This is a genomic window from Bacillus cereus group sp. BfR-BA-01524, assembly GCF_022662595.1.
GTDB classification, from domain to species: domain Bacteria; phylum Bacillota; class Bacilli; order Bacillales; family Bacillaceae_G; genus Bacillus_A; species Bacillus_A thuringiensis_S.
Window position 1 is genome coordinate 46,343 of record NZ_JAKUDW010000024.1, and the last position, 21,734, is coordinate 68,076.

Consider the following 21,734-nt stretch of genomic DNA (forward strand, 5'->3'; position numbering starts at 1 on the left):
AGTTGTAATTGAATTATAGAGGGCTTCACTTGAATAATGTTCTTCTGTAAATGAGCGTTTTAATAGAATGCCAATTACATAAATAATCAGATTTTTGTATAAAAGGATAACTCAATTAAATAAATTAAGAGCGTTTTTTAATTACTTTTTCCCGGAACACTCTTAATTTTCTTTCGTTTATCGAGGGGATTAGTATCAACTTGATCAAACATTATCCAAAAACTACATTTAACATTTACGAAAGCATATTCGAATAATCATTCATTAAATTTCTTATCAATCAACAAAAATTAATTATCATAAGGAAGAGGTACGTGAACTTCTATTTAAGAAATTACTTATTCTTGAAAAAAATGAATTAACTCCCCATAAATAATTGTAAAGATATAAAATTCTATAATTCCCTCGGAACAAAAAAGTTGTCTTTTATAGAAACGAAGTTCATTTTTATCGTTTTGGGGTAGTGTATTCTTGTTAAGCTTGATGGGCATGGAGAGCTTTGAGTCTTTAGCTTGATAGTGATGTGACGCTATCCAGAAATTAATGATTTTACACCCTAAATGTTATTTAACAAAAAAATCTTGAATTCGAGATTTTTCACTTGCTTTTCAATCACTTGAGGTGTAAAGTGATAGTAACGAAAGCGATTGAGTCATATGAAAAACATACACTCAGTTGTTTTCGATTAAAAAACAAAGTAACTTATACAGTAAAAACTAAGATGAATTTACAAAAACATAATTAAGAATAAATTGAAAAGCTAAAAACCATATTAGTTGTGGGAAATGTTATTTTTTTAGTTATCACTTGACTAGTAAAACGAAACGGAGGAATAAACAATGTATGAAATTAAAGGACATCATCACATTTCAATGGTTACGAAAAATGCAAATGAAAATAATCACTTTTATAAAAACGTGCTTGGCTTGCGTCGTGTGAAAATGACAGTAAACCAAGATGATCCGTCAATGTACCACTTATTTTATGGAGATAAAACAGGAAGTCCAGGTACGGAATTATCATTTTTTGAAATTCCATTAGTAGGAAGAACATATCGCGGTACGAATGCGATTACTCGAATTGGATTACTCGTTCCTTCAGAGGATAGCTTGCATTACTGGAAAGAACGCTTTGAAAAATTTGATGTGAAACATAGTGAAATGACAACATATGCAAATCGTCCTGCTTTGCAATTTGAGGATACTGAAGGTCTTCGCTTAGTACTACTCGTTTCAAACGGAGAAAAAGTGGAGCACTGGGAAACTTGGGAGAAATCAGAAGTTCCTGCAGAGCATCAAATTCAAGGAATGGGTTCTGTGGAAATGACAGTTCGTAGACTTGATAAAATGTCGAGTACACTTACAGAGATGTTTGGTTATACAGAGGTTAGCCGTAGCGAAGAGGAAGCAATTTTCCAGTCCATTAAAGGAGAGGCTTTTGGAGAAATCGTTGTGAAATATTTAGATGGTCCTTCTGAAAAGCCGGGCCGAGGCAGCATTCACCATTTAGCAATTCGCGTGAAAAACGATGCAGAGCTTGCCTATTGGGAAGAACAGGTGAAACAAAGAGGCTTCCAGTCTTCAGGAATCATCGACCGTTTCTACTTTAAAAGCTTATATTTCCGTGAATCAAACGGAATCCTTTTTGAAATTGCGACAGATGGACCAGGATTTACAGTTGATGGAGATGTGGAACATTTAGGAGAAAAACTTGATTTACCACCGTTCTTAGAAGACCAGCGTGCAGAGATTGAAGCGAATTTAGCACCTATTGAAGAGAAGTAATAGGAGAGAAAATATAAATTAAAAACTATCGGAGGAATATAAAATGAACCAATTAAAAGGAATTCACCACGTTACAGCGATTACAAGTAGTGCAGAAAAGAACTATGAGTTTTTCACTCGCGTTTTAGGAATGCGTTTAGTTAAGAAAACAGTAAACCAAGATGACATTCAAACGTATCATTTATTCTTTGCAGATGATAAAGGTAGTGCAGGAACAGATATGACATTCTTTGATTTCCCAGGTGTTCCGAAAGGAGTACACGGTACAAATGAAATTTCAAAAACTTCATTCCGTGTTCCGACTGATGCAGCATTAGAGTATTGGGTGAAACGCTTTGACCGTCTTGAAGTAGAACATACAGGAATTAAAGAGCAATTTGGTAAGAAAACTCTTTCCTTCGTTGACTTTGATGACCAACAATATCAATTAATCTCAGATGAACTTGATAAAGGAATCGAATCAGGTACACCGTGGCAAAACGGGCCAGTACCATTAGAATATGCAATCACTGGTTTAGGACCTGTATTTATCCGCATTGCAAACTTTAGCTTCTTCAAAGAAGTGTTAGAAAAAGTTCTATTATTTAAAGAGGTTGCGCAAGAAGGGGAATTCTATTTATTTGAAGTGAACAAAGGCGGAAACGGTGCATCTGTTATTGTAGAACATAATACAGTTCTTCCTGAAGCACAACAAGGTTTTGGTACAGTGCACCATGCGGCATTCCGCGTAGAAGATCGCGCAGTATTAGAAGAATGGATTGAGAGAATCAGTAGCGTAGGACTTCCTTCATCTGGATATGTAAACCGTCACTTCTTCGAATCATTATATGCAAGAGTTGCACCACAAATTCTATTTGAATTCGCAACAGATGGCCCAGGATTTATGGGAGATGAGCCATACGAAACGCTTGGCGAAAAATTATCTTTACCTCCATTCCTAGAGCCAAAACGTGAAGAAATTGAAAAATTAGTTCGTCCAATTGATACAGTGAGAAGTACGAAGGGATTTATTAAAGAGTAAAAATAGAGATAATAAGTAGGAGAGCAAGTAGTTTTAGCGGAGTGCTGGAACTACTTGTTTTTTTATTTATTCCAGTTAATTTTCTGACAATTTTTTCTCAAGTTATTAAAAAGGAAAACTTTGGTATAATTAAAATATTAAATTTTCTGATAATTATTTTTCAATACATAGAAAAGGAGTGGTAATATACAATTTTGATAATTGTATAAAAATCCTAATTTTGTAATTTTGGAGAAAAGGGGATGCGAGTGTATGGGAGCAGATGTAGTAACGCGGGAGCAAATGAAACATTCTTTAGATGATTGGTATCGTGTAATGTTGCAGCAAAACATAGAGAAAGCTACGGAAATGAAAGAGGAGATTGAAAGTAAGATTAGTGGGTTGGATGTGAATCAGGATGTATTGCTTTATCATGCGTTGTTGAATTTTAGATATGATGCATTAGTTGATTGGATTGGGGTTAGAGAAGATAGTTTTGATAAAGTGGAATCTTTTGAAATCCCGGCAGAAGGTTTTTTAGCTTATTATTATCACTTCTTTAAAGGGTTTCATTGCACATTAATTTCAAATTATAACGAAGCGAAAGAACAGTACGAACAAGCTGAGAAGTTATTGAAATATATTGCCGATCCGATAGAACATGCGGAGTTTAATTATCGGATGGGATATTTTTACTATCAAGTATATCAGCAAATGTTAGCTTTAGATTATATCAAAAAGGCGAAAGAAATATTTTGTGAACATAAAGGTTACGAAGGAAACGTGGCGTTGTGTCATAACTTCATAGGATTATGTTGTATTGATTTTAAACAGTTTGAGTTAGCGGAGGAAAGTTTTAATACCGCAATCCATTTACTTCAACAACATGATAAAGAAGAAAAACATATTTTAATGGTTAGAAGTAACTTAGGGTGGTTATATAGTAGTCAGAATTTATCAGATTTGGCAATTAGACATTTAAGTGAAGTGACTAAGAAAATGCCTAAGCATTTTAAAGCGATTTTTACTGAAGCAGAGGAAAATTATAAACTGGGCAAAATAGAAATTGCTAATAACTTAATAGAACTAGGGCTGAAAATTTGTAATGAGTTGCAAAATAAAGAATTTCAACATCGCTTTATGATATTGAAGGAATTAAATATTAATTCGAGTGCTAATGAGTTAGAGAAAGTAACTGTGGAAAGTATTTCGTATTTTGAAGAACACTCCCTTTTAGATTGTGTTAAGGAATACGCAGAAATATTAGCTTATAAATTTTATCAAGAAGAAAAACATGAAAAGGCTAGTAAATACTTTTATATTAGTAGCCAAGCTCGAAAAAAACTTTTAAAAGAAGGAGCGCTAAAATAAATGAAAAAAATTAATGTATTGATAGCAGGTTTAGTAATACTACTTTCATTAGGGCTTACTGCTTTTACAGAGTCTGAACAACATGCTTTAAATAGAGGTGATGGTGGCGGAGCACCAGCAAGACCAGACTACGTTAACATTGGCGACACAGGTGGAGCACCAGCAGATAATAGAGGCGACGGCGGAGTAAGCCAACTATAATAACAAAGAAAGGGACTTCAACATGAAGTCCCTTTTTCGATTTTCAGGTCATGTAGAGAAAAGAATTGACTTACTTTAAATATGTAACTATAATAGTTACAGAATAACCATTAGTAATAGAAATGAGTTATATTTTTTTAGTATAATTGTAACTGTTCTAGTTACAATTAAAAAGAGAACATAAAATAACCAAAAAATGTAAAAACTTTAAATAGCAACAAGAGAAAGGAGACGGGAACTTTGAAACGGTTTAAGTTTTATATGATTAGCGGTATTGTACTCGTTTTGTTAATTGTTTGTAACTTCGTTGATAAGCCGATTGCGAAGGTTGGAGAAGTGAAAGATACTGTTATGATGAAGCTGAATACGAAAGAAAGTATGGCGCAAATTGATGGGCAGACGATTTATTTTAAACAAATTGGTGAGGGAAAACCTCCGTTACTTATGCTGCACGGGTTTGGTGGTTCTTCTGATGGATTTAGTGATATTTATCCGGAACTTGCGAGAGATCATACGATTATTGCGGTTGATATTTTAGGGTTTGGGCGTTCTTCTAAGCCAGTTGATTTTCAGTATTCGTTTCCTGCGCAAGTGAATTTATATTATAAGTTAATGAAGAAGCTCGGATACGATCAGTTTGCGGTGCTCGGCCATTCAATGGGCGGAGAGATGTCCCTCAATTTAGCGTATTTATATCCGGATGCAGTGACGCATCTCGTTTTGGCGGATTCTACAGGGATAGAGTCTTTCCAGCAAAAAGAAAGTTATGAAGTACCAGCGCTATCGACGGACTTACAAACTGTAACTGAAATTGCGAAGTATAATAAAAATGAAGTGAAAAATAGTCGTGATGATAAAGAGCATTATGATCAGCTTACGAAAATGAGAGCGCGCCGCATTGCGATGGAAGCAGATAAAATTAAGGTACCGATTTTAATTATATGGGGACGACATGATAAGAGTGTTTCTTGGAAAAATGGTGAACTGTATCATGGGCTATTTGCGAATAGTACGTTTCATATTATTGAAAAAGGATACCACGCACCGTTTCGTCAGGAACCAATTGAGTTTATGGAATATGTACAAGCATTTTTCGCGAAGCATCCACAATAAAAATTTTAAGCATAAATCCACTTCTTTCCTCATAAAGTGGAACTAATAAGGCTTGTCTAAGGAAAGGAATGAAGTGATTTGGAAACTTTACCATGGTGGGTGTATCTTGTGATTGTCGGGATTGTACTAAGTGGCTACATGGTTTTATATACTTCGAAAAAAGAGCAAGATATGGATAATGAGTTTATCGAAAAAGAAGGCGAAGTGTATATGAAGCGCTTAGAAGAAGAGCGCGAGAAACGTAATCAGGATAGTGATAAAGATTCGGTATTGCTTTAATAGAAATTTTGAAAGGCTACCACCTAGTAGGATTTTACATCTAGGTGGTAGCCTTTTTTCTTCTGGGGGAGCAGTATATGTTCATCAAGCTAAGGTTATATTAGTTTAATTTTACATGTATAAGAGAGTCATCATAAACTTTTATTGATGGCATTTATATATATTTTTCCTCATAAGAATGGAACTAGCGGGGATTTTACTGGGGGGGATTAACAATGTATAGGGATGAAACTTCATTACATCCTGATACAGGGGTTACGTCTGTAATGTTTGTTGAGCGTTCATTAAATGAAATTCGTTTTTGGTCTAGAATCATGAAAGAGCATTCTTTTTTTCTTCGATTGGGATTTAGATGCGAGGATACTCAACTAATTGAAGAGGCTAATCAATTTTATCGATTGTTTGAACATATTGAACAAATAGCGCATTCCTATACAAATGAAACAGATCCTGAGCAAATAAAAAGATTTAATACAGAAGTACAACAAGCCGCGACTAATATTTGGGGATTTAAACGAAAAATTTTAGGATTAATTCTCACATGTAAATTGCCAGGACAAAATAACTTTCCACTTTTAGTTGACCATACAAGTAGGGAAGCGGATTATTTTAGAAAACGTTTAATACAATTAAATGAAGGTAAATTAGATGCTCTTCCTGATGCTATTATTAAAGAAAATGTTTTCTTTTTAAGGATAATGGCAGACCATGCTAAATTTATTGGCCATCTTCTTGATCCATCGGAAAGAAAGCTTGTAGATACAGCGCGGAATTTTAGCAATGATTTTGATGAATTGATGTATCAAGCAATTGACTTAGAATCTATGAAACCACAATCCCAAACAGCGCCTCTTTTAGATCAATTTTTAGATCAAAATCGCGTGTCGGTTGCATCTCTTCGGGATTTTAAGAAAACAGCACGTGATTTAATTGAGCAATGTAAAATAAAGAGTATCATTCATCCATTATTAGCAGACCATGTTTTCCGTGAAGCTGATAGATTTCTTGAAATCATTGATATGTATGATGTTCATCTTACAAATATTCAATCACAACCTAGATATTAGAAGATAAGGAAAGATAGTATCTTACTTTTGGTTGAGAAGTTAACAATTTATTGTTAGCTTCTTTTCTTTGTGATTAAAATTTTCTTTTCTTTTAGTAAATTTCCTTTTAAGGGCTAAATAAATTCCTTTGAGCAAATATGTAATTATTTGTAAAATTATATATATGGAAAGATTATGAATATATAGGAAATCTATGGATAGTAGATTTTAATAAATTATTCGAGGGAAATTTACTAATTAAGTATATTAACTTGTTTGCACTAAATTTTACAGGTTTTTTTAATAGTTTTAATTTCTTCATTATCTTTCCAGACGCTGTTCATACTATTATAAGATGAGAAATGAACAAAACGATAATGATAGGCATATGATGTAACTCCATAGTAACTGTAACCATCCAAAGCCCAACTCATACACTATGATGGAGGCTTTTTACTTCATAACCGGATGAAAAAGGAGTGTAATTATGAAGAAACGTACTGTTAATGAAGCGGGAGGGAATGTGCCACAACCAATCCGCAGCGACGGAGCAGGTGCGATTGATTCTGGACCTCGTAATGTTATGCGAGATATTCAAAATCCGAATATGCTTGTTCCGCCTATAACGGATGCAGGGTTAGTTCCTAACTTGAAGTTTTCATTCTCGGACACTTCTATGATTTTGAAACACGGCGGGTGGTCTCGGGAGATTACTGCTCGGGAACTACCAGTTTCGACGACGATTGCTGGGGTAAATATGAGCTTAACGGCCGGTGGAATACGAGAACTTCATTGGCATAAAGAAGCGGAATGGGCGTATATGCTTTTAGGACGGGCACGCATAACGGCTGTTGATCAAAATGGACGGAATTTTATTGCTGATGTTGGACCAGGTGATCTTTGGTATTTTCCGCCTGGTATTCCCCATTCCATTCAAGGATTGGAACATTGTGAATTTCTACTTGTTTTCGATGATGGACATTTTTCTGATTTATCTACTTTAGCTATTTCTGATTGGTTTGCGCATACGCCAAAAGAAGTGTTGTCGGCTAATTTTGGAGTACCTGAGAGTGCTTTTCATTCTATCCCTTCAGGTCAAGTTTATATTTATCAAGGAGAGGTGCCAGGTTCGCTTGAGAGTCAGGAAGTTCAATCACCGAAAGGGGAAGTTCCTTTAACATTTAAACATGAACTGTTAAAACAAAAGCCAATTAAGACTCCTGGTGGTAGCGTTCGAATTGTAGATTCTACAAATTTCCCTATTTCAAAAACGATTGCAGCAGCGCTCGTTGAGGTTGAGCCTGGTGGAATGAGAGAACTTCATTGGCACCCGAATAATGATGAATGGCAATATTATTTGACAGGAGAAGCGAGAATGACTGTGTTTCTTGGAAATGGTACCGCTCGTACATTTGATTATAGAGCTGGTGATGTCGGATATGTACCGTTTGCGACGGGGCATTATATTCAAAATATAGGTACCGAAACATTATGGTTTTTAGAGATGTTCAGAAGCAATCGTTTTGAAGACGTATCGTTAAATCAATGGATGGCACTGACTCCTAAAGAAATAGTGGAAAGTAATATACATGTTGGCCCGCAAGTAATGGATTCCCTGCGTAAGGAAAAGTGGCCTGTTGTGAAATATCCGGGTTTTTCATATAGTCCGAAAAATGATGAGTAAAAATGAAAATTTGCGTTATTCTTTCTGGAGACTGATAAGAAGGGATGGCGTATTTTTTATGCCTAATCTAGTCTTTATCCCGCTATTTGCCGGGCAGTAAGACCCACCTCAAAATTCAGCGGAATCAAAGAAGTTAGGTGGGGCGCGGGCTGTCCGTAAAAGCCCGATTAGTGAGGGCTGATTAAAGTTTCACTTTATTAGTATCCGTCCCTTGTATTATTGTTCGGGAAATTATTATTGGAGCATAGTATAGGGAAGATACATATAAAAGAGCGCCATTATAAGCTGTAACGTATAAGTTGTGCAGGAAATGCAACAATAACTCGCTTTACTCTTCATCATTTATTTGAACATAATGGGCATAGAGAGGTGATAAACACAGTATGATTTTTAGTGAGCGTTTAAAAGAAGAAAGGGAAAAAAGAAATTGGTCGCAAAATGATTTGGCTGAAAAACTTCATGTGAGCAGGCAATCTGTTTCGAAATGGGAGACGGGAAAGAACTATCTGAGCATTGAAATTATTATTCATTTAAGTGATCTGTTCGGTATTACAATTGATGAACTGCTAAGGAGTGATGAAGAATTGACGCAGAAAATAATTGAAGATAGTAAGCAATTGGCGTATCCAAAATGGAAGGTGTTTTTTGATAGTCTATTTATGATAGGAGTATTTTTGTTTATTGCAAAAATCGTTGTATGGATGCTAAATAAGTTTGCTGGAGCAAGTATTACAATTGTAGCAGATGCGCCATATGTAATGAATCTTTTGCCCCTTGTATTCATGATTATAGGTGGTATAGGTTCCGATAAGTTGAAGAAAATATATAAATAGAGGAAAGATTTGAAAGAAATCCCCAACACTGGCTGTTCTTTTCACTTAAATTGTGTACTATAAAGGATAGGATGACATAAAGAAGGGGACATTTAGAATGGAATTTCATGAACAGAAAATTTTGCCGGCAGTGAGGCAAATTAAAGATTTGGAAAAGCTATTACATAGTTCGTATGAATATATCGTTATTTTAGATATTCATGTCGGCCAATTGAAGAGTGTTATATCACTTGCGAAGCAATATTGTAAAAAGGTGTTTTTACATGTGGATTTAATTCATGGCTTGCAGAGTGATGGGCATGCGACGGAATATTTATGTCAGGAGTTTAGACCGTACGGGTTACTTTCGACAAAGGCCGGCGTAATTATGAAGGCGAAGCAAAAAGGTGTTGTGGCAATACAACGCATCTTTTTAATCGATTCGAGTGCGATGGAGAAGAGTTGCAATCTTTTAGATAAGACGAAACCGGATTATATTGAGGTGCTTCCAGGAGCAATGACGGATATTATCGCTGAAGTGAAAGAGCGTACTGGTGTACCGATTTTAGCAGGTGGTTTTATTCGTACTGTAGAAGATGTGGAAAGAGCTTTAAACGCTGGTGCGACAGCGATTACGACGTCAAAACGCGAACTATGGAAACATTACCAAAAAAAGTGACGAAAATGTGAAAAAATTCTGTTGACACCGCTTTCATAAGAGGTTAACATTATAGACAAGTTAATAAACGTGACGGAGAAAAGAAGAGATCCACATTTCATTGTTTCTATATAAATTTATATAGAAGCGTGCAAAGCTGTGGGTCTTTTTCTTTTGACAAAAACGAATGGCCATTCATTTTACCTCTATCACATTTGGAAGCGTTTAAATTGATTGTGGAGGGATACTATGTCAGCATTTTTAGGAGAGTTAATAGGGACTGCGTTGTTAATTGTACTTGGTGGCGGCGTTTGTGCTGGTGTAAGTTTAAAGAAATCGTTTGCGAAAGATTCAGGTTGGATTGTTATTACAATGGGCTGGGGCTTAGCAGTAGCGGTTGCAGCGTATGCGGTTGGATCAATTAGTGGGGCACATTTGAATCCAGCTTTAACGATAGGACTAGCATTTAAGGGAGCGTTCCCATGGAGTGACGTACCAGGTTATATCGTAGCACAAATGATTGGGGCAATTATTGGGGCAGTTATCGTATATTTACATTACTTACCACACTGGAAAGAAACAGAAGATCCAGGAACAAAGTTAGGCGTATTTGCAACAGGTCCAGCAATTCCGAACACATTTGCAAACCTTTTAAGTGAAATGATTGGAACATTCGTTTTAGTATTTGGTATATTAGCAATTGGTGCAAATAAATTTGCAGATGGTTTAAATCCATTTATCGTAGGTTTCTTAATCGTAAGTATTGGTTTATCATTAGGTGGAACAACAGGATACGCGATTAACCCGGCTCGTGATTTAGGTCCGCGTATCGCACACTTCTTCCTTCCGATTGCAGGAAAAGGCGGTTCAAACTGGAAGTATGCATGGATTCCAGTAGTTGGTCCAATTCTAGGTGGATCACTTGCAGGATTATTCCATCAAGTTGTATTTGAAGGAAAACAAAATGCAGCACTTATTTATGTGATTATCGCAACTGTGATTGTACTAGCAATCTCTTATATGACAAGTAAAAAAAGTGAAAGCAATACAAATAGTAGAAAAGTAGCATAGGGGGAAAACGATATGAAAAAATATATTCTTTCTTTAGACCAAGGAACAACTAGCTCACGCGCAATTCTTTTCAATAAAAAAGGTGAAATTGTTCATTCAGCTCAAAAAGAGTTTACACAACATTTTCCAAAGCCGGGCTGGGTAGAGCATAACGCACAAGAAATTTGGGGATCTATTTTAGCAGTTATCGCAACTTGCTTAAGCGAAGCAGATGTAAAACCAGAACAAATCGCTGGTATCGGTATTACGAACCAACGTGAAACAACGGTTGTATGGGATAAAACAACTAGTAAACCAATTTATAACGCAATCGTATGGCAATCTCGCCAAACAGCTGAAATTTGTGATGAGTTAAAAGAAAAAGGTTATAGCGAAATGGTTCGCGAAAAAACAGGTCTTTTAATTGATGCATACTTCTCTGGTACGAAAGTAAAGTGGATTTTAGATAACGTTGAAGGTGCAAGAGAGAAAGCTGAAAACGGCGATCTATTATTCGGAACAATTGATTCGTGGCTTGTATGGAAACTATCTGGTGGTAAAGCACATGTAACAGATTATTCAAACGCATCACGTACGTTAATGTTTAACATTCACGACTTACAGTGGGATGATGAGCTTCTAGACATGTTAACAATACCAAAGAGTATGCTTCCAGAAGTACGTCCATCATCTGAAATATATGGAGAAACAATTGATTACCACTTCTTCGGTCAAAATGTACCGATTGCAGGTGTAGCTGGTGACCAGCAAGCAGCATTATTTGGACAAGCTTGTTTCGGTGAAGGTATGGCGAAGAACACTTACGGAACTGGTTGCTTTATGTTAATGAACACAGGTGAAAAAGCAGTAGCTTCTGAGCACGGTCTATTAACAACAATTGCATGGGGAATAGATGGTAAAGTAAACTACGCATTAGAAGGAAGTATTTTCGTAGCAGGTTCTGCAATTCAGTGGTTACGCGACGGAATGCGCATGTTTAAAGATGCAAGTGAGAGTGAAGTATATGCTTCTCGCGTTGAATCAACTGACGGTGTATACATCGTACCAGCGTTCGTTGGACTAGGAACACCTTACTGGGATAGTGAAGTACGCGGCGCTATGTTTGGCGTAACACGCGGTACGACGAAAGAGCATTTCATTCGTGCAACGCTAGAATCTTTAGCTTACCAAACGAAAGATGTATTATGTGCAATGGAAGCAGATTCAGGTATTGAACTGAACACATTACGTGTTGATGGCGGAGCAGTTAAAAATAACTTCTTAATGAAGTTCCAAAGTGATATTCTAGATGTTCCTGTAGAGCGTCCAGTGATCAACGAAACAACGGCTCTAGGTGCAGCGTACTTAGCGGGTCTTGCGGTTGGATATTGGAAAAACCAAGATGAAATTAAATCACAGTGGCATATGGACAAACGCTTTGAACCAACGATGGAAGCGGAAACAAGCGAAGAGCTATATGCTGGATGGAAAAAGGCAATTGAAGCAACAAAAGCTTTCAAATAATCATAAACAGTGTTATAATGGTGACAAGTTAATAATTCGGTAGGAGATTTGGAGAGACCACAACGCGCTATAGAGGCGAAATCTATAGCGGAGTTTGTGGTCTCTTTTTTCGTTATCAAAGGGAGGAATTACCATGAAATTTTCAAGTAAACAACGTAAAGACGTATTAAACGGAGTAAATAAACAAGAGTTAGATGTGATCGTAATTGGTGGAGGTATTACTGGTTCTGGTATTGCATTAGATGGAGCAACACGCGGGTTATCAACAATTGTGTTTGAAATGCAGGACTTTGCAGCAGGTACATCAAGTCGTTCAACGAAGCTTGTACACGGTGGTCTACGTTATTTAAAACAACTTGAAGTGAAAATGGTAGCAGAGGTGGGTAAAGAGCGTGCGATCGTATATGAGAACGGTCCCCATGTAACAACACCAGAGTGGATGTTACTTCCGTTCCATACAGGCGGTACGTTCGGATCATTTAGTACATCAATTGGTCTTCGTGTATACGACTTCCTAGCAGGTGTAAAACGAAGCGAGCGCAGAAAGATGTTTAACCGTGAAGAAACATTAAATAAAGAGCCTCTTGTAAAAAAAGAAGGATTAAAAGGCGGCGGTTACTACGTAGAATATCGTACAGATGATGCGCGTCTTACAATTGAAGTAATGAAAGAAGCGATTGAGCATGGTGCGAAAGCTGTTAACTACGCAAAAGTAGACAGTTTCTTATATAAAGATGGAAAAGTATGCGGTGTACGTGTAATCGATTTACTAGACGGTGAAGTATATGAAGTTTACGGTAAGAAAATTGTAAACGCAGCTGGTCCTTGGGTAGATACACTTCGTGAAAAAGATAACTCGAAAAAAGGAAAAGTACTTCAGTTATCAAAAGGTGTTCACTTAGTAATTGATCAAAAACGTTTCCCACTCGGGCAAGCAATTTACTTCGATACACCAGATAAACGTATGGTGTTCGCGATTCCTCGCGGCGGAAAAACATACGTAGGTACAACGGATACGTTCTATGATAAAGACGCAGCTATACCACAAATGACAACAGAAGATCGCACATATATTATTAATGCGATTAACTACATGTTCCCAAGCGTGAAAATTACAGAGAAAGACATTGAATCAAGCTGGGCTGGTGTACGTCCGTTAATTTATGAAGAAGGTAAGAATGCATCTGAAATTTCTCGTAAAGATGAAATTTGGACTTCTGAATCTGGTTTAATTACAATCGCAGGTGGTAAATTAACAGGATACCGTAAAATGGCTGAAATGGTAGTAGATTACGTAACGAACTTACTACAAAAAGAAGGTCATAGCGCATATCCGAAGAGCGACACGAAACATATGCCGATCTCTGGTGGGCATGTAGATGGTTCACACGGATTCCCAGCATTCGTTGCGAAAAAAGCAGACGAAGGTACGAAATCTGGTTTAACGAAAGTACAAGCAGAAGAGTTCGCGAAATTCTACGGCTCTAACGTTGATGTACTGTTCGACTTAGCGAAAAAACATAAAGAAGAAGCGAAAGAATACAACATGCCGCTTGACGTTCTAATCCCGCTTGTATACGCAATGGATTACGAAATGACAGCAAAACCAGTTGACTTCTTCGTACGCCGCAGAGGCGCTGTATTCTTCAATATCCACTGGGTATACGAGTGGAAAGAAGCAGTAATCAACTACATGGCTGCGAAACTAGGCTGGAGCAAAGAAGAACAAATGAAATATACAGCTGAACTAGAAAAAGCATTAACAGACGCTGTAATTCCTGTAGATCAACAAGAACAGGCAGCTGCGTTAGCATAAAATAGAGAACCACCTGAAGGGAAGCCTTTAGGTGGTTTTTTCTTTTTTTATGGAATATTCTTCTAACTATATTGCGTAACGACATATGTTGTTATACGATGTATATAAGGTGGTGGTATTGTTGGATAAAGAAATCTTGAAGGGAAGTATAGATATTTTATTGCTTTCTATCATTGCAAAACGTGATACATACGGATACGAAATAGCTCAAAGTTTAAAGGATGCAAGTGAAGATTTGTATAGTATGGGACAGGGAACTTTGTATCCTGCTTTAAAGAGATTAGAGAAAAAGGAGTTTCTTGAATCTTATTGGAATGAATCTGAGAATGGGATGAAAAGGAAATTCTATACTATTACAGATAAAGGGAAAAAAGAATTGCAGAAGAAAGTGAACTCTTGGGAAAGTGTAACAGCATTAATTCAAGCTTGTCAGAAAGGAGTTATTTATGAGTGAATTTGATGAGTATATTAAGTCTATTTTAGCCTATTCAGAACTTAGTGATATTGAACAGGATGAGTTATTTCTAGAAATGTATGATCACTTGAACAGCTTGAAAGAAGAATATATGGAACAAGGTATGAATGAAAAAGAAGCGATTTATAAAGCGATTCAAAGTTTTGGAGAATCAAAAGTTATTGGCGTAGAGATTAATAAATCGGTATACGAAGTTCCTAGGCCATTAAAGGTGTTATCAAAAGTTTTATGTATTCCTTATATAATCATTTGTTTTATTGTCTTTTTAGGAACGTTTATTTCAACTTCTACATTTGACTCTGTTCGCAGTTTGACAGGTGGTGGGACTGTCTATCATCCCATTGAATTTTGGCAGCAATTTTTACATATATCTGATTTAGAAACGTTATTACAACTTTTTGGAATAACACTTTGGCAAGTTAAAGATTTTATTGCACATCCAGGTCCTTGGGGAAACTCAACTTATTGGTTAAGCGTTTTACAACATATAATATTAGTAGTTCCATTCGGATTTTTCGTTCCAGTGCTGATTAATAAAGTGACTAACTATAAGAAAGCTCGTAAGTGGTATGTTATGACCTTTCTTGTTTGGGAGATATTACATTTACTAACTTTGTCTGATGTTTTTGATGTGTGGCGGATTGCTATAAATATGCTCGGTGCGTCGGTAGGATATCTTTTATTTATAATCATAATGCAAATGGATAATAAATTTAGGGTTATGCGAAAGAAGATATTTGAAAATTAGCTCGCTATTCTGTAGTTTAAATTATACAAACTTAATTTGATGGTAATAGAGTATCGCTGAAAACATAGGTACTATATAGTGAGAGGATTTTTTATATTCGTAATAGGTGTTGTTCCTTGTTTAATCCTACTGTTATGAAGCGGGTACATAATCCGTCTTTATTGGTGCTATAAATGATGAGAGCGGCACAGCTGAACTAGAAAAAGTCTAGATCAACAAGAGCAAGCAGCTGCGTTAGCATAAAATAGAGAACCACCTGAAGGAGAGCCTTTAGGTGGTTTTTCTCTTGACTAAAAATAAATAAAATGTGTTACAATGATGATAGAGTATATAGTATGAATTTTGCATAAAATAAAAAAGACAGAAGCCTGAGAAACTTCTGCCTTGTGTAACCTAACTTGCTATTGTGGTGGTAGTAGGTGCGGTTATAAGACAATTACATTAACGTTTTAGCCGAGAACCGCCCTTACCTTTTCCACGAAGTAGGGTGGTTCTCGCTTTTTTGTATACAGAAATTAGCCACGGACCGACGTATCTTCTACCGATGATAACGCCAGTTCCGGTTAGGATACCGTACACTAATTTAATTACAAACATCGCGATCATTTTATCACCTCCCCCCTTTTTTCAAAATGGAAGAGATGATTACCACACCTACTAGTTATAGCTTATTAAGTTACATTTCCATTGTATTATGTTTTAAAATAGGGAACAAGACATATGGATAAAAATTCCTATCTTTAAGCAGAGCATAAGTATCAAGGGACAAGAAGCAAATAAATATACATAAAAAAACGGTATGGACATTACCATCCATATTTTTTTATGTATTTATAAAACTTTTCCATACAGTGCGTCGTCTAATATATGGGAAGGAGGAAATGATGTGGTGGATGAATTAACGATAGAAGCGTTTGAAATAGAAGATAAGGAGGACCTTATCGACGAAATAATGAACAAGTATGGACAAGAAGTCTTACAGCTTGTGTATTCGTATGTGAATAATAAAGAAATTGCGGAGGATTTAACGCAAGATATATTTGTGAAATGCTATAAATCTCTTCATACATATAAAGGGAATTCAAACTTAAAAACATGGCTATGGAGAATTGCGATTAATCATTGTAAGGACTATATAAAAAGTTGGTATAACAAAAAGGTAATCGTTACAGAGGATGAATCTGTGTATATTGGGGTTCAAAATGATAGTGTCGAACAAACTGTCATTCAAAATGCGGAGGATAGTAGGTTGGCTTTGGCAGTAATGAGTTTACCGATAAAATATCGAGAAGTCATTTATCTATTTTATTATGAAGAGTTATCAATTAAAGAGATTGCTACGGTAATAGACGTGAAAGAAAACACGATAAAAACGAGATTGAAAAAAGCGAAGGAGCTTTTGAAGGAAGGATTGGAGGAATAATCAAATGGAAGATCGATTAAAAGGCTTGCGAAAATCAATGGAGAACACAACGTTTAAACATTTGAGTTTTTCTGATCAACATCGAAAGCGGGTGCGCGAAAAAATCAAGCAATCATCCGAAAAGGAAGAAGATATCCTTTTAGCGGTGTTACAACTTCTTATGAATGAAAAAACAGGTTATGAATTGATGCAGTTGCTAAGAGGGAGAGGGATTCAAAAATTCGAAGGTGATGAAGGGTCTCTATACACTTTATTACATCGTTTAGAACAGAACCGCTTTATCCAATCTAGCTGGGATCACGCAGGAGCTAAATATTATCAATTAAATGATAAAGGAAACAAGATGTTGCGAAAGGTAGAGAAAAATGCTATGAAGGCGCGATTTATATTAAAAGGATTAGTACAGGAGTGAGAAAAAATTGAATAAAAAAGGGGAGCATTTTTTAAAAGAAGTTACGAACCATATAAAATCAAAAGAAGCGAAGGACTTGGTGGCAACAGAACTAGACTTTCACTTGAAACAGGCCAAGAATATGTGGGTAGAAAAAGGGTTAAGTGAGGAAGTTGCGGAAGATAAGGCCGTTGAACAAATGGGAAGTCCAATCAAGCTTGGCCAGGAACTTAATAAACTACATAAGCCAAAGGTTGATTGGTTCTTAATTGGTTTATTAGTGGCTGCGATGGGGCTAGGATTTTTGCCAGTTTTAGCTCTTGGACATGCTGACTTATTAATGAATAAGGTGATATTTGTAATTCTTGGTGTTACAACAGCGATTGGGATGATGCTATTTGATTATCGGAAGTTAGAGAGACTCGGGTGGCTGTTTTATACAATTGGTGTACTTATCTTGTTAATGATAAAGTGTTTTCCTACTGCTTTTTTGAATGGTGAGCCATTAATGAAAATTGGTTCCATCATAATTGACTGTCTAATGACAATACCATTCTTCCTTCTAGCCTGGGCTTCTTTTTTCAATAACAGTAGATTAAAGTTTATACATCTTCTCATGTTGTATTTATTTTCTTTATATTTATTTCTAACTACATCAACTCTTTTACCACTGTTCATCTATATCACGATGGTATTTGTTATGCTTTGGTGGAGTAAGCTAGGAAAGAAAACGGCATGGCTCATTACAATGTTACCGATTTGTTTCTTTATTATTAGGGATTTATTTTCCTGGTCTGCCGTAAAAGAATACCGGATAGCTAGAATTTTAGGGTTTTTAAACCCAGAGCATGATCAATGGTATTTACGTTTAAAAGAGGCAATGGCATCGGCAGGTTGGTTTGGTACATATGGAAATATAAAGTCTATCCCTGCTACTCATACTGATTTTGTATTTGCAAGTTTGACTTACTATTATGGATATGTGCTTGCGCTAGTTCTTGTCTTGATTCTTTCTCTTTTTGCAGTAAGAATAATGACCATATCTTATAAAATAAACGATCGATATGGTAAATTGCTGCTCGTTGGTGGAGTAACTCTTTTTGTATTCCATTTCATTTATAACGTGGGCATGATTTTAGGATTATTACCGCGTGCTTCTATATCATTACCTTTTATTAGTTATGGATTAACACCAACTGTATTTCATGCGCTTTTAATGGGGATTGTGTTAAGTGTATATCGACGTAAAGATATTCCTTTTAGAATGAGAAAAACACCTTGATGATTATCAAGGTGTTTTCGTTATAAGCTCAAAACTATCCGAATCAGCCCCAAGCACAAAAGGACTAACTTCGCCAACACTATAAAGTTGCAACTCATGCATTGCGCGCGTACAAGCGGTGTAGAACAATCTACGTACGCTCTCATCATTGTATACATCTTCAGAAGCATCATAAATAATAACAGCGTCAAATTCAATACCCTTCGCTAAATAAGCAGGGATCACGACAATACCTTGCTCATACTCGGCTGAGTTACTCTTCACGAGTTTAATATTCTCGATATGACGGAGTGCTTCGTATGCAGCGGCGCTTTCAGTTGCGGATTTACATATAATTGCGATCGTGTTGTGATTTTGTTTTTGTAGTTCAGCAACTTTAGCAGTAATATGCTCATGAAGTTCGCTGTAATCAGCTACTTTCGTCACTATAGGTTTCTCGCCGTCACGTTCAAAGGCGTGAATGTCTTTTCCTTCTGGTACGAGATTTCGTGTAAATTCAATAATCGGTTTTGTTGAGCGATAGCTACGAGTTAAGTTAATACCGTTCGTTTCATCTGGTCCGTATAAGTTAGTAAGTGTATTGAAATTAACTGTTTCACTTGCATGGGCAAATATTGCTTGGTTAAAGTCCCCGAGTACCGTCATTTTTGCGGCAGGGAAGAGACGTTTTAAAAACTCGAACTGGAACGGAGAGTAATCTTGTGCTTCATCTACGAGTACATGTTTAATCGATCTATTCGTTTGGAAGCCTTCAATTAATTCTTTTAAAAGTAAAAATGGAGTCGCATCCTCGTAATATAGATTTCCTTCATCGAGCATGTTCACTGTTAATGAGCAAATGTCATCCCATTCTTTCGGTTTTTCTCCAGTAACCCATGATGCATCTATGAAAAGTTGTTTATATATGCCTGTAAAATTGATAAAGCGCAATGTTTGAACGCCTTTACGAAGAGGCTTCAATTTTTTACGGACAATCATACGTCCGAGTACTTTCGTTTCTTTCTCATAATCATTAAAGGAGTTGTCGTCAAACTCGCCTTTTTTCTGCAAGTATTTATAAGCCTTTTGATATTCATCTTTACTAAGTAATTCAATTTCTTCTTCTACCCAAGGCTTTTTCAGTTCTGCTTTTTCAAGTGCATCTATTTGCTTATTTAGCCAATCCGTTAACTTCTCAATTCGACTATGGAAGCGGAGGGAGGAGTCGGTATTGTAAAATTGCTCTGTAATTTCTTTAGCAGAGGCAATCAGTTTTCCTCTAAATTTCATTCCTCTAAATAGCATGCCTGAAGTTTCAAGAGATTGTCTGTACGCTCTAATCATTTCGAAAAATTGAGTGGATGCTTTAAATCGGATGCTCGTATTTCTAATTTTGTAATTTGCGCTATTTGTTTCAGTTAGCATATATTCTAATTGTTCGTAAGGATCTTCCACATCAAATGACTTACTTAGTCTATGATTTAAATATTCTTGGAATGTTACTTGTTGCATATTTTCTTCACCGAGTTCAGGTAGTACGTTAGATACGTAGCTATTGAACATAGAGTTAGGGGAGAAGAGAATAATTTGATCCGCTTTTAGCCATTCGCGATATTTATATAGTAAGTAGGCGATTCGCTGCAGGGCAGCTGATGTTTTACCACTACCAGCAGCTCCTTGAACGATAAGGAGTCGGCCTTCATCGTGACGGATAATTTCATTTTGCTCACGCTGAATCGTAGCGACGATGCTCTGCATATGTTTGTTTGTACCTTTTCCGAGCGCTTGTTGCAGGATTTCATCACCGATTGTGAGGCTCGTATCGAACATGGAATCAATCTCGCCATTTTGAATAATGTATTGTAATTTTTTCTCCACATTACCGCGAATTACGCCGCCTGGTGTGTTGTATTCAGCCGGTCCTGGTGGATAGTCGTAATAAACACTTGAAATTGGGGCGCGCCAGTCATAAATAAGAAAGTTTTCTCCGCTTGCATCAGTAAGGGTAGAAACACCGATATAGATTTGTTCTGCGGCAGGTTCGCCTTCTTCAGTAAAATCGATGCGTCCGAAGTAAGGTGCTTTTTGCATACGTCGCAGCGCGGCAAGTCGATTAAAGGTGTGTTTATGGGTGATTTGTGTAACAGCTAGTGATTGAGCTTGTTGTCTTAAGTTGATAACTGTTTCAAGGTAATCATCAAAAGTATCTGTATTCACTTTAACGTCATCCCAGAAGTGTTTACGGATGTTGATTACTTCTGCCCGGCGTCTGCCAGTTTCGTTTTCCAGCTTATCAATTTGCTGCGTAATCGTTTCGATTACGGTATCCAATCGTTTTTGCTCTAGATCAAGTTTTTTGTTCATACGTAAGCACTCCTTTAAAAGTGAAAAATAGAGGTTGACTGAAGAAAGGTTTTGTTGTACAATTAAGATACGGATAAATACGTTCTGTGTGTTTTGGAAAACGTGTTTCTGTACTAATTTAACATAGTTTCTTAATTTAATCAATAATGATGAGATAAACCCTTGGTTCCACGCGTTGTGAATCAAGGTTTTTTTGTTTTTCTGTAAGAAAGAATTGTGATTTTACCGAGGATGATCTAAGTAAAGCGTAGAAAAAATCAGGAATAGGGGATACTGATGGAAAAATATTTTGAGGAAGCACATCGTTTTTGTTCTCGTAATAGAAAGCACTTAGAAAAGGATGTTATATGTGGTTGTTTTTATTGTTTAGAAATTTTCCATCCAGAAAAAATTACAGAGTGGTGGGATGATGATAACACAGCAGTTTGTCCGCATTGTGGGATTGACTCTATTATAGGGGAAAGTTCAGGATTTAGAATCACAGAAATGTTTTTAAGTGAAATGCATAAAAGATGGTTTTAGTTAAACGAATGACAAAATAAACTTTCGGTAACGAAGATAGTGTAAAACTAACTAAGATTTTACACTATCCATAAAATGAAAAAGACGTTATCCTTTCTATAGAATCGAAGAGTCAATCATGTAATTTCATTTACCCAATCTGTACACAATTTCCCCCTGGAAGAGGGGACATAAAAAAGCTCGGGCTTAGCCCGAGCTTTTCATTATTTCTT

The 21,734-nt window shown here is 36.4% G+C and carries 21 protein-coding genes; 19 read left to right on the plus strand and 2 right to left on the minus strand.

What is annotated here, in order from left to right:
• The first annotated feature begins 839 nt into the window (after positions 1-839).
• From MR170_RS11070 to MR170_RS11140, 15 genes are all read left to right on the plus strand, one after another.
• Positions 840-1,784: a ring-cleaving dioxygenase gene (locus MR170_RS11070; RefSeq protein WP_029442058.1), complete on the plus strand. Its 945-nt coding sequence runs from the start codon at positions 840-842 to the stop codon at positions 1,782-1,784.
• 43 nt (positions 1,785-1,827) lie between these two features.
• On the plus strand, positions 1,828-2,805 hold the full coding sequence (locus MR170_RS11075; RefSeq protein ID WP_242308258.1) for a ring-cleaving dioxygenase: 978 nt from the start codon (positions 1,828-1,830) through the stop codon (positions 2,803-2,805).
• Positions 2,806-3,057: 252 nt separating this feature from the next.
• A complete protein-coding gene (locus MR170_RS11080; protein WP_242308259.1) occupies positions 3,058-4,155 on the plus strand; it encodes a response regulator aspartate phosphatase in 1,098 nt (365 codons plus the stop codon).
• Positions 4,156-4,356: a hypothetical protein gene (locus tag MR170_RS11085; protein ID WP_025966969.1), complete on the plus strand. Its 201-nt coding sequence runs from the start codon at positions 4,156-4,158 to the stop codon at positions 4,354-4,356.
• Positions 4,357-4,596: 240 nt separating this feature from the next.
• Positions 4,597-5,469 carry an alpha/beta fold hydrolase gene (locus MR170_RS11090; RefSeq protein ID WP_242308260.1) on the plus strand — a complete coding sequence of 291 codons (873 nt, stop codon included), beginning with the start codon at positions 4,597-4,599 and terminating at the stop codon, positions 5,467-5,469.
• Between the two features lie 78 nt (positions 5,470-5,547).
• A complete protein-coding gene (locus MR170_RS11095; RefSeq protein WP_000449223.1) occupies positions 5,548-5,748 on the plus strand; it encodes a sporulation YhaL family protein in 201 nt (66 codons plus the stop codon).
• Between the two features lie 215 nt (positions 5,749-5,963).
• A complete protein-coding gene (locus tag MR170_RS11100) occupies positions 5,964-6,815 on the plus strand; it encodes a DUF2935 domain-containing protein (RefSeq protein ID WP_242308261.1) in 852 nt (283 codons plus the stop codon).
• A gap of 466 nt (positions 6,816-7,281) precedes the next feature.
• A complete protein-coding gene (locus MR170_RS11105; RefSeq protein ID WP_242308262.1) occupies positions 7,282-8,478 on the plus strand; it encodes an oxalate decarboxylase family bicupin in 1,197 nt (398 codons plus the stop codon).
• A 383-nt stretch (positions 8,479-8,861) separates the two neighbouring features.
• Positions 8,862-9,311: a helix-turn-helix domain-containing protein gene (locus tag MR170_RS11110; protein WP_242308263.1), complete on the plus strand. Its 450-nt coding sequence runs from the start codon at positions 8,862-8,864 to the stop codon at positions 9,309-9,311.
• A 97-nt stretch (positions 9,312-9,408) separates the two neighbouring features.
• On the plus strand, positions 9,409-9,969 hold the full coding sequence (glpP, locus tag MR170_RS11115) for a glycerol uptake operon antiterminator GlpP (RefSeq protein ID WP_016082605.1): 561 nt from the start codon (positions 9,409-9,411) through the stop codon (positions 9,967-9,969).
• Between the two features lie 228 nt (positions 9,970-10,197).
• A complete protein-coding gene (glpF, locus tag MR170_RS11120; RefSeq protein WP_242308264.1) occupies positions 10,198-11,019 on the plus strand; it encodes a glycerol uptake facilitator protein GlpF in 822 nt (273 codons plus the stop codon).
• Positions 11,020-11,031: 12 nt separating this feature from the next.
• Entirely contained in the window at positions 11,032-12,522 is a 1,491-nt protein-coding gene (gene glpK / locus MR170_RS11125; protein WP_016082604.1) for a glycerol kinase GlpK, read from the plus strand.
• A gap of 133 nt (positions 12,523-12,655) precedes the next feature.
• The gene (gene glpD / locus MR170_RS11130; protein WP_224980785.1) at positions 12,656-14,338 is read left to right on the plus strand and encodes an aerobic glycerol-3-phosphate dehydrogenase; all 1,683 of its coding nucleotides are present in this window, start codon (positions 12,656-12,658) and stop codon (positions 14,336-14,338) included.
• 121 nt (positions 14,339-14,459) lie between these two features.
• Positions 14,460-14,792, plus strand: a complete 333-nt coding sequence (locus tag MR170_RS11135; protein WP_000356630.1) for a PadR family transcriptional regulator — start codon at positions 14,460-14,462, stop codon at positions 14,790-14,792.
• The gene (locus MR170_RS11140; RefSeq protein WP_016082602.1) at positions 14,785-15,561 is read left to right on the plus strand and encodes a VanZ family protein; all 777 of its coding nucleotides are present in this window, start codon (positions 14,785-14,787) and stop codon (positions 15,559-15,561) included. Before MR170_RS11135 ends, MR170_RS11140 begins: the two co-directional genes overlap by 8 nt.
• A 441-nt stretch (positions 15,562-16,002) precedes the next feature.
• Here MR170_RS11140 and MR170_RS11145 read toward each other — a convergent pair whose 3' ends face one another.
• Positions 16,003-16,167, minus strand: a complete 165-nt coding sequence (locus MR170_RS11145) for a hypothetical protein (protein ID WP_048565201.1) — start codon at positions 16,165-16,167, stop codon at positions 16,003-16,005.
• A 283-nt stretch (positions 16,168-16,450) separates the two neighbouring features.
• On the opposite strand from MR170_RS11145, the gene MR170_RS11150 reads away from it, so the two are divergent.
• From MR170_RS11150 to MR170_RS11160, 3 genes are read left to right on the plus strand one after another with little or no spacing between them, the layout of a single operon-like run.
• Positions 16,451-16,984 carry a sigma-70 family RNA polymerase sigma factor gene (locus tag MR170_RS11150; RefSeq protein WP_029442066.1) on the plus strand — a complete coding sequence of 178 codons (534 nt, stop codon included), beginning with the start codon at positions 16,451-16,453 and terminating at the stop codon, positions 16,982-16,984.
• 4 nt (positions 16,985-16,988) lie between these two features.
• Entirely contained in the window at positions 16,989-17,396 is a 408-nt protein-coding gene (locus MR170_RS11155) for a PadR family transcriptional regulator (RefSeq protein WP_029442067.1), read from the plus strand.
• Positions 17,397-17,403: 7 nt separating this feature from the next.
• The gene (locus tag MR170_RS11160; protein ID WP_242308265.1) at positions 17,404-18,657 is read left to right on the plus strand and encodes an FtsW/RodA/SpoVE family cell cycle protein; all 1,254 of its coding nucleotides are present in this window, start codon (positions 17,404-17,406) and stop codon (positions 18,655-18,657) included.
• 6 nt (positions 18,658-18,663) lie between these two features.
• On the opposite strand, the gene helD is transcribed toward MR170_RS11160, so the two are convergent.
• Positions 18,664-21,000, minus strand: coding sequence for an RNA polymerase recycling motor HelD (gene helD, locus MR170_RS11165; RefSeq protein WP_242308266.1), 2,337 nt, complete (start codon positions 20,998-21,000; stop codon positions 18,664-18,666).
• A 276-nt stretch (positions 21,001-21,276) separates the two neighbouring features.
• Here helD and MR170_RS11170 point away from each other — a divergent pair, with 276 nt between their 5' ends.
• Positions 21,277-21,522, plus strand: coding sequence for a hypothetical protein (locus MR170_RS11170; protein WP_000417115.1), 246 nt, complete (start codon positions 21,277-21,279; stop codon positions 21,520-21,522).
• Positions 21,523-21,734: the final 212 nt, after the last annotated feature.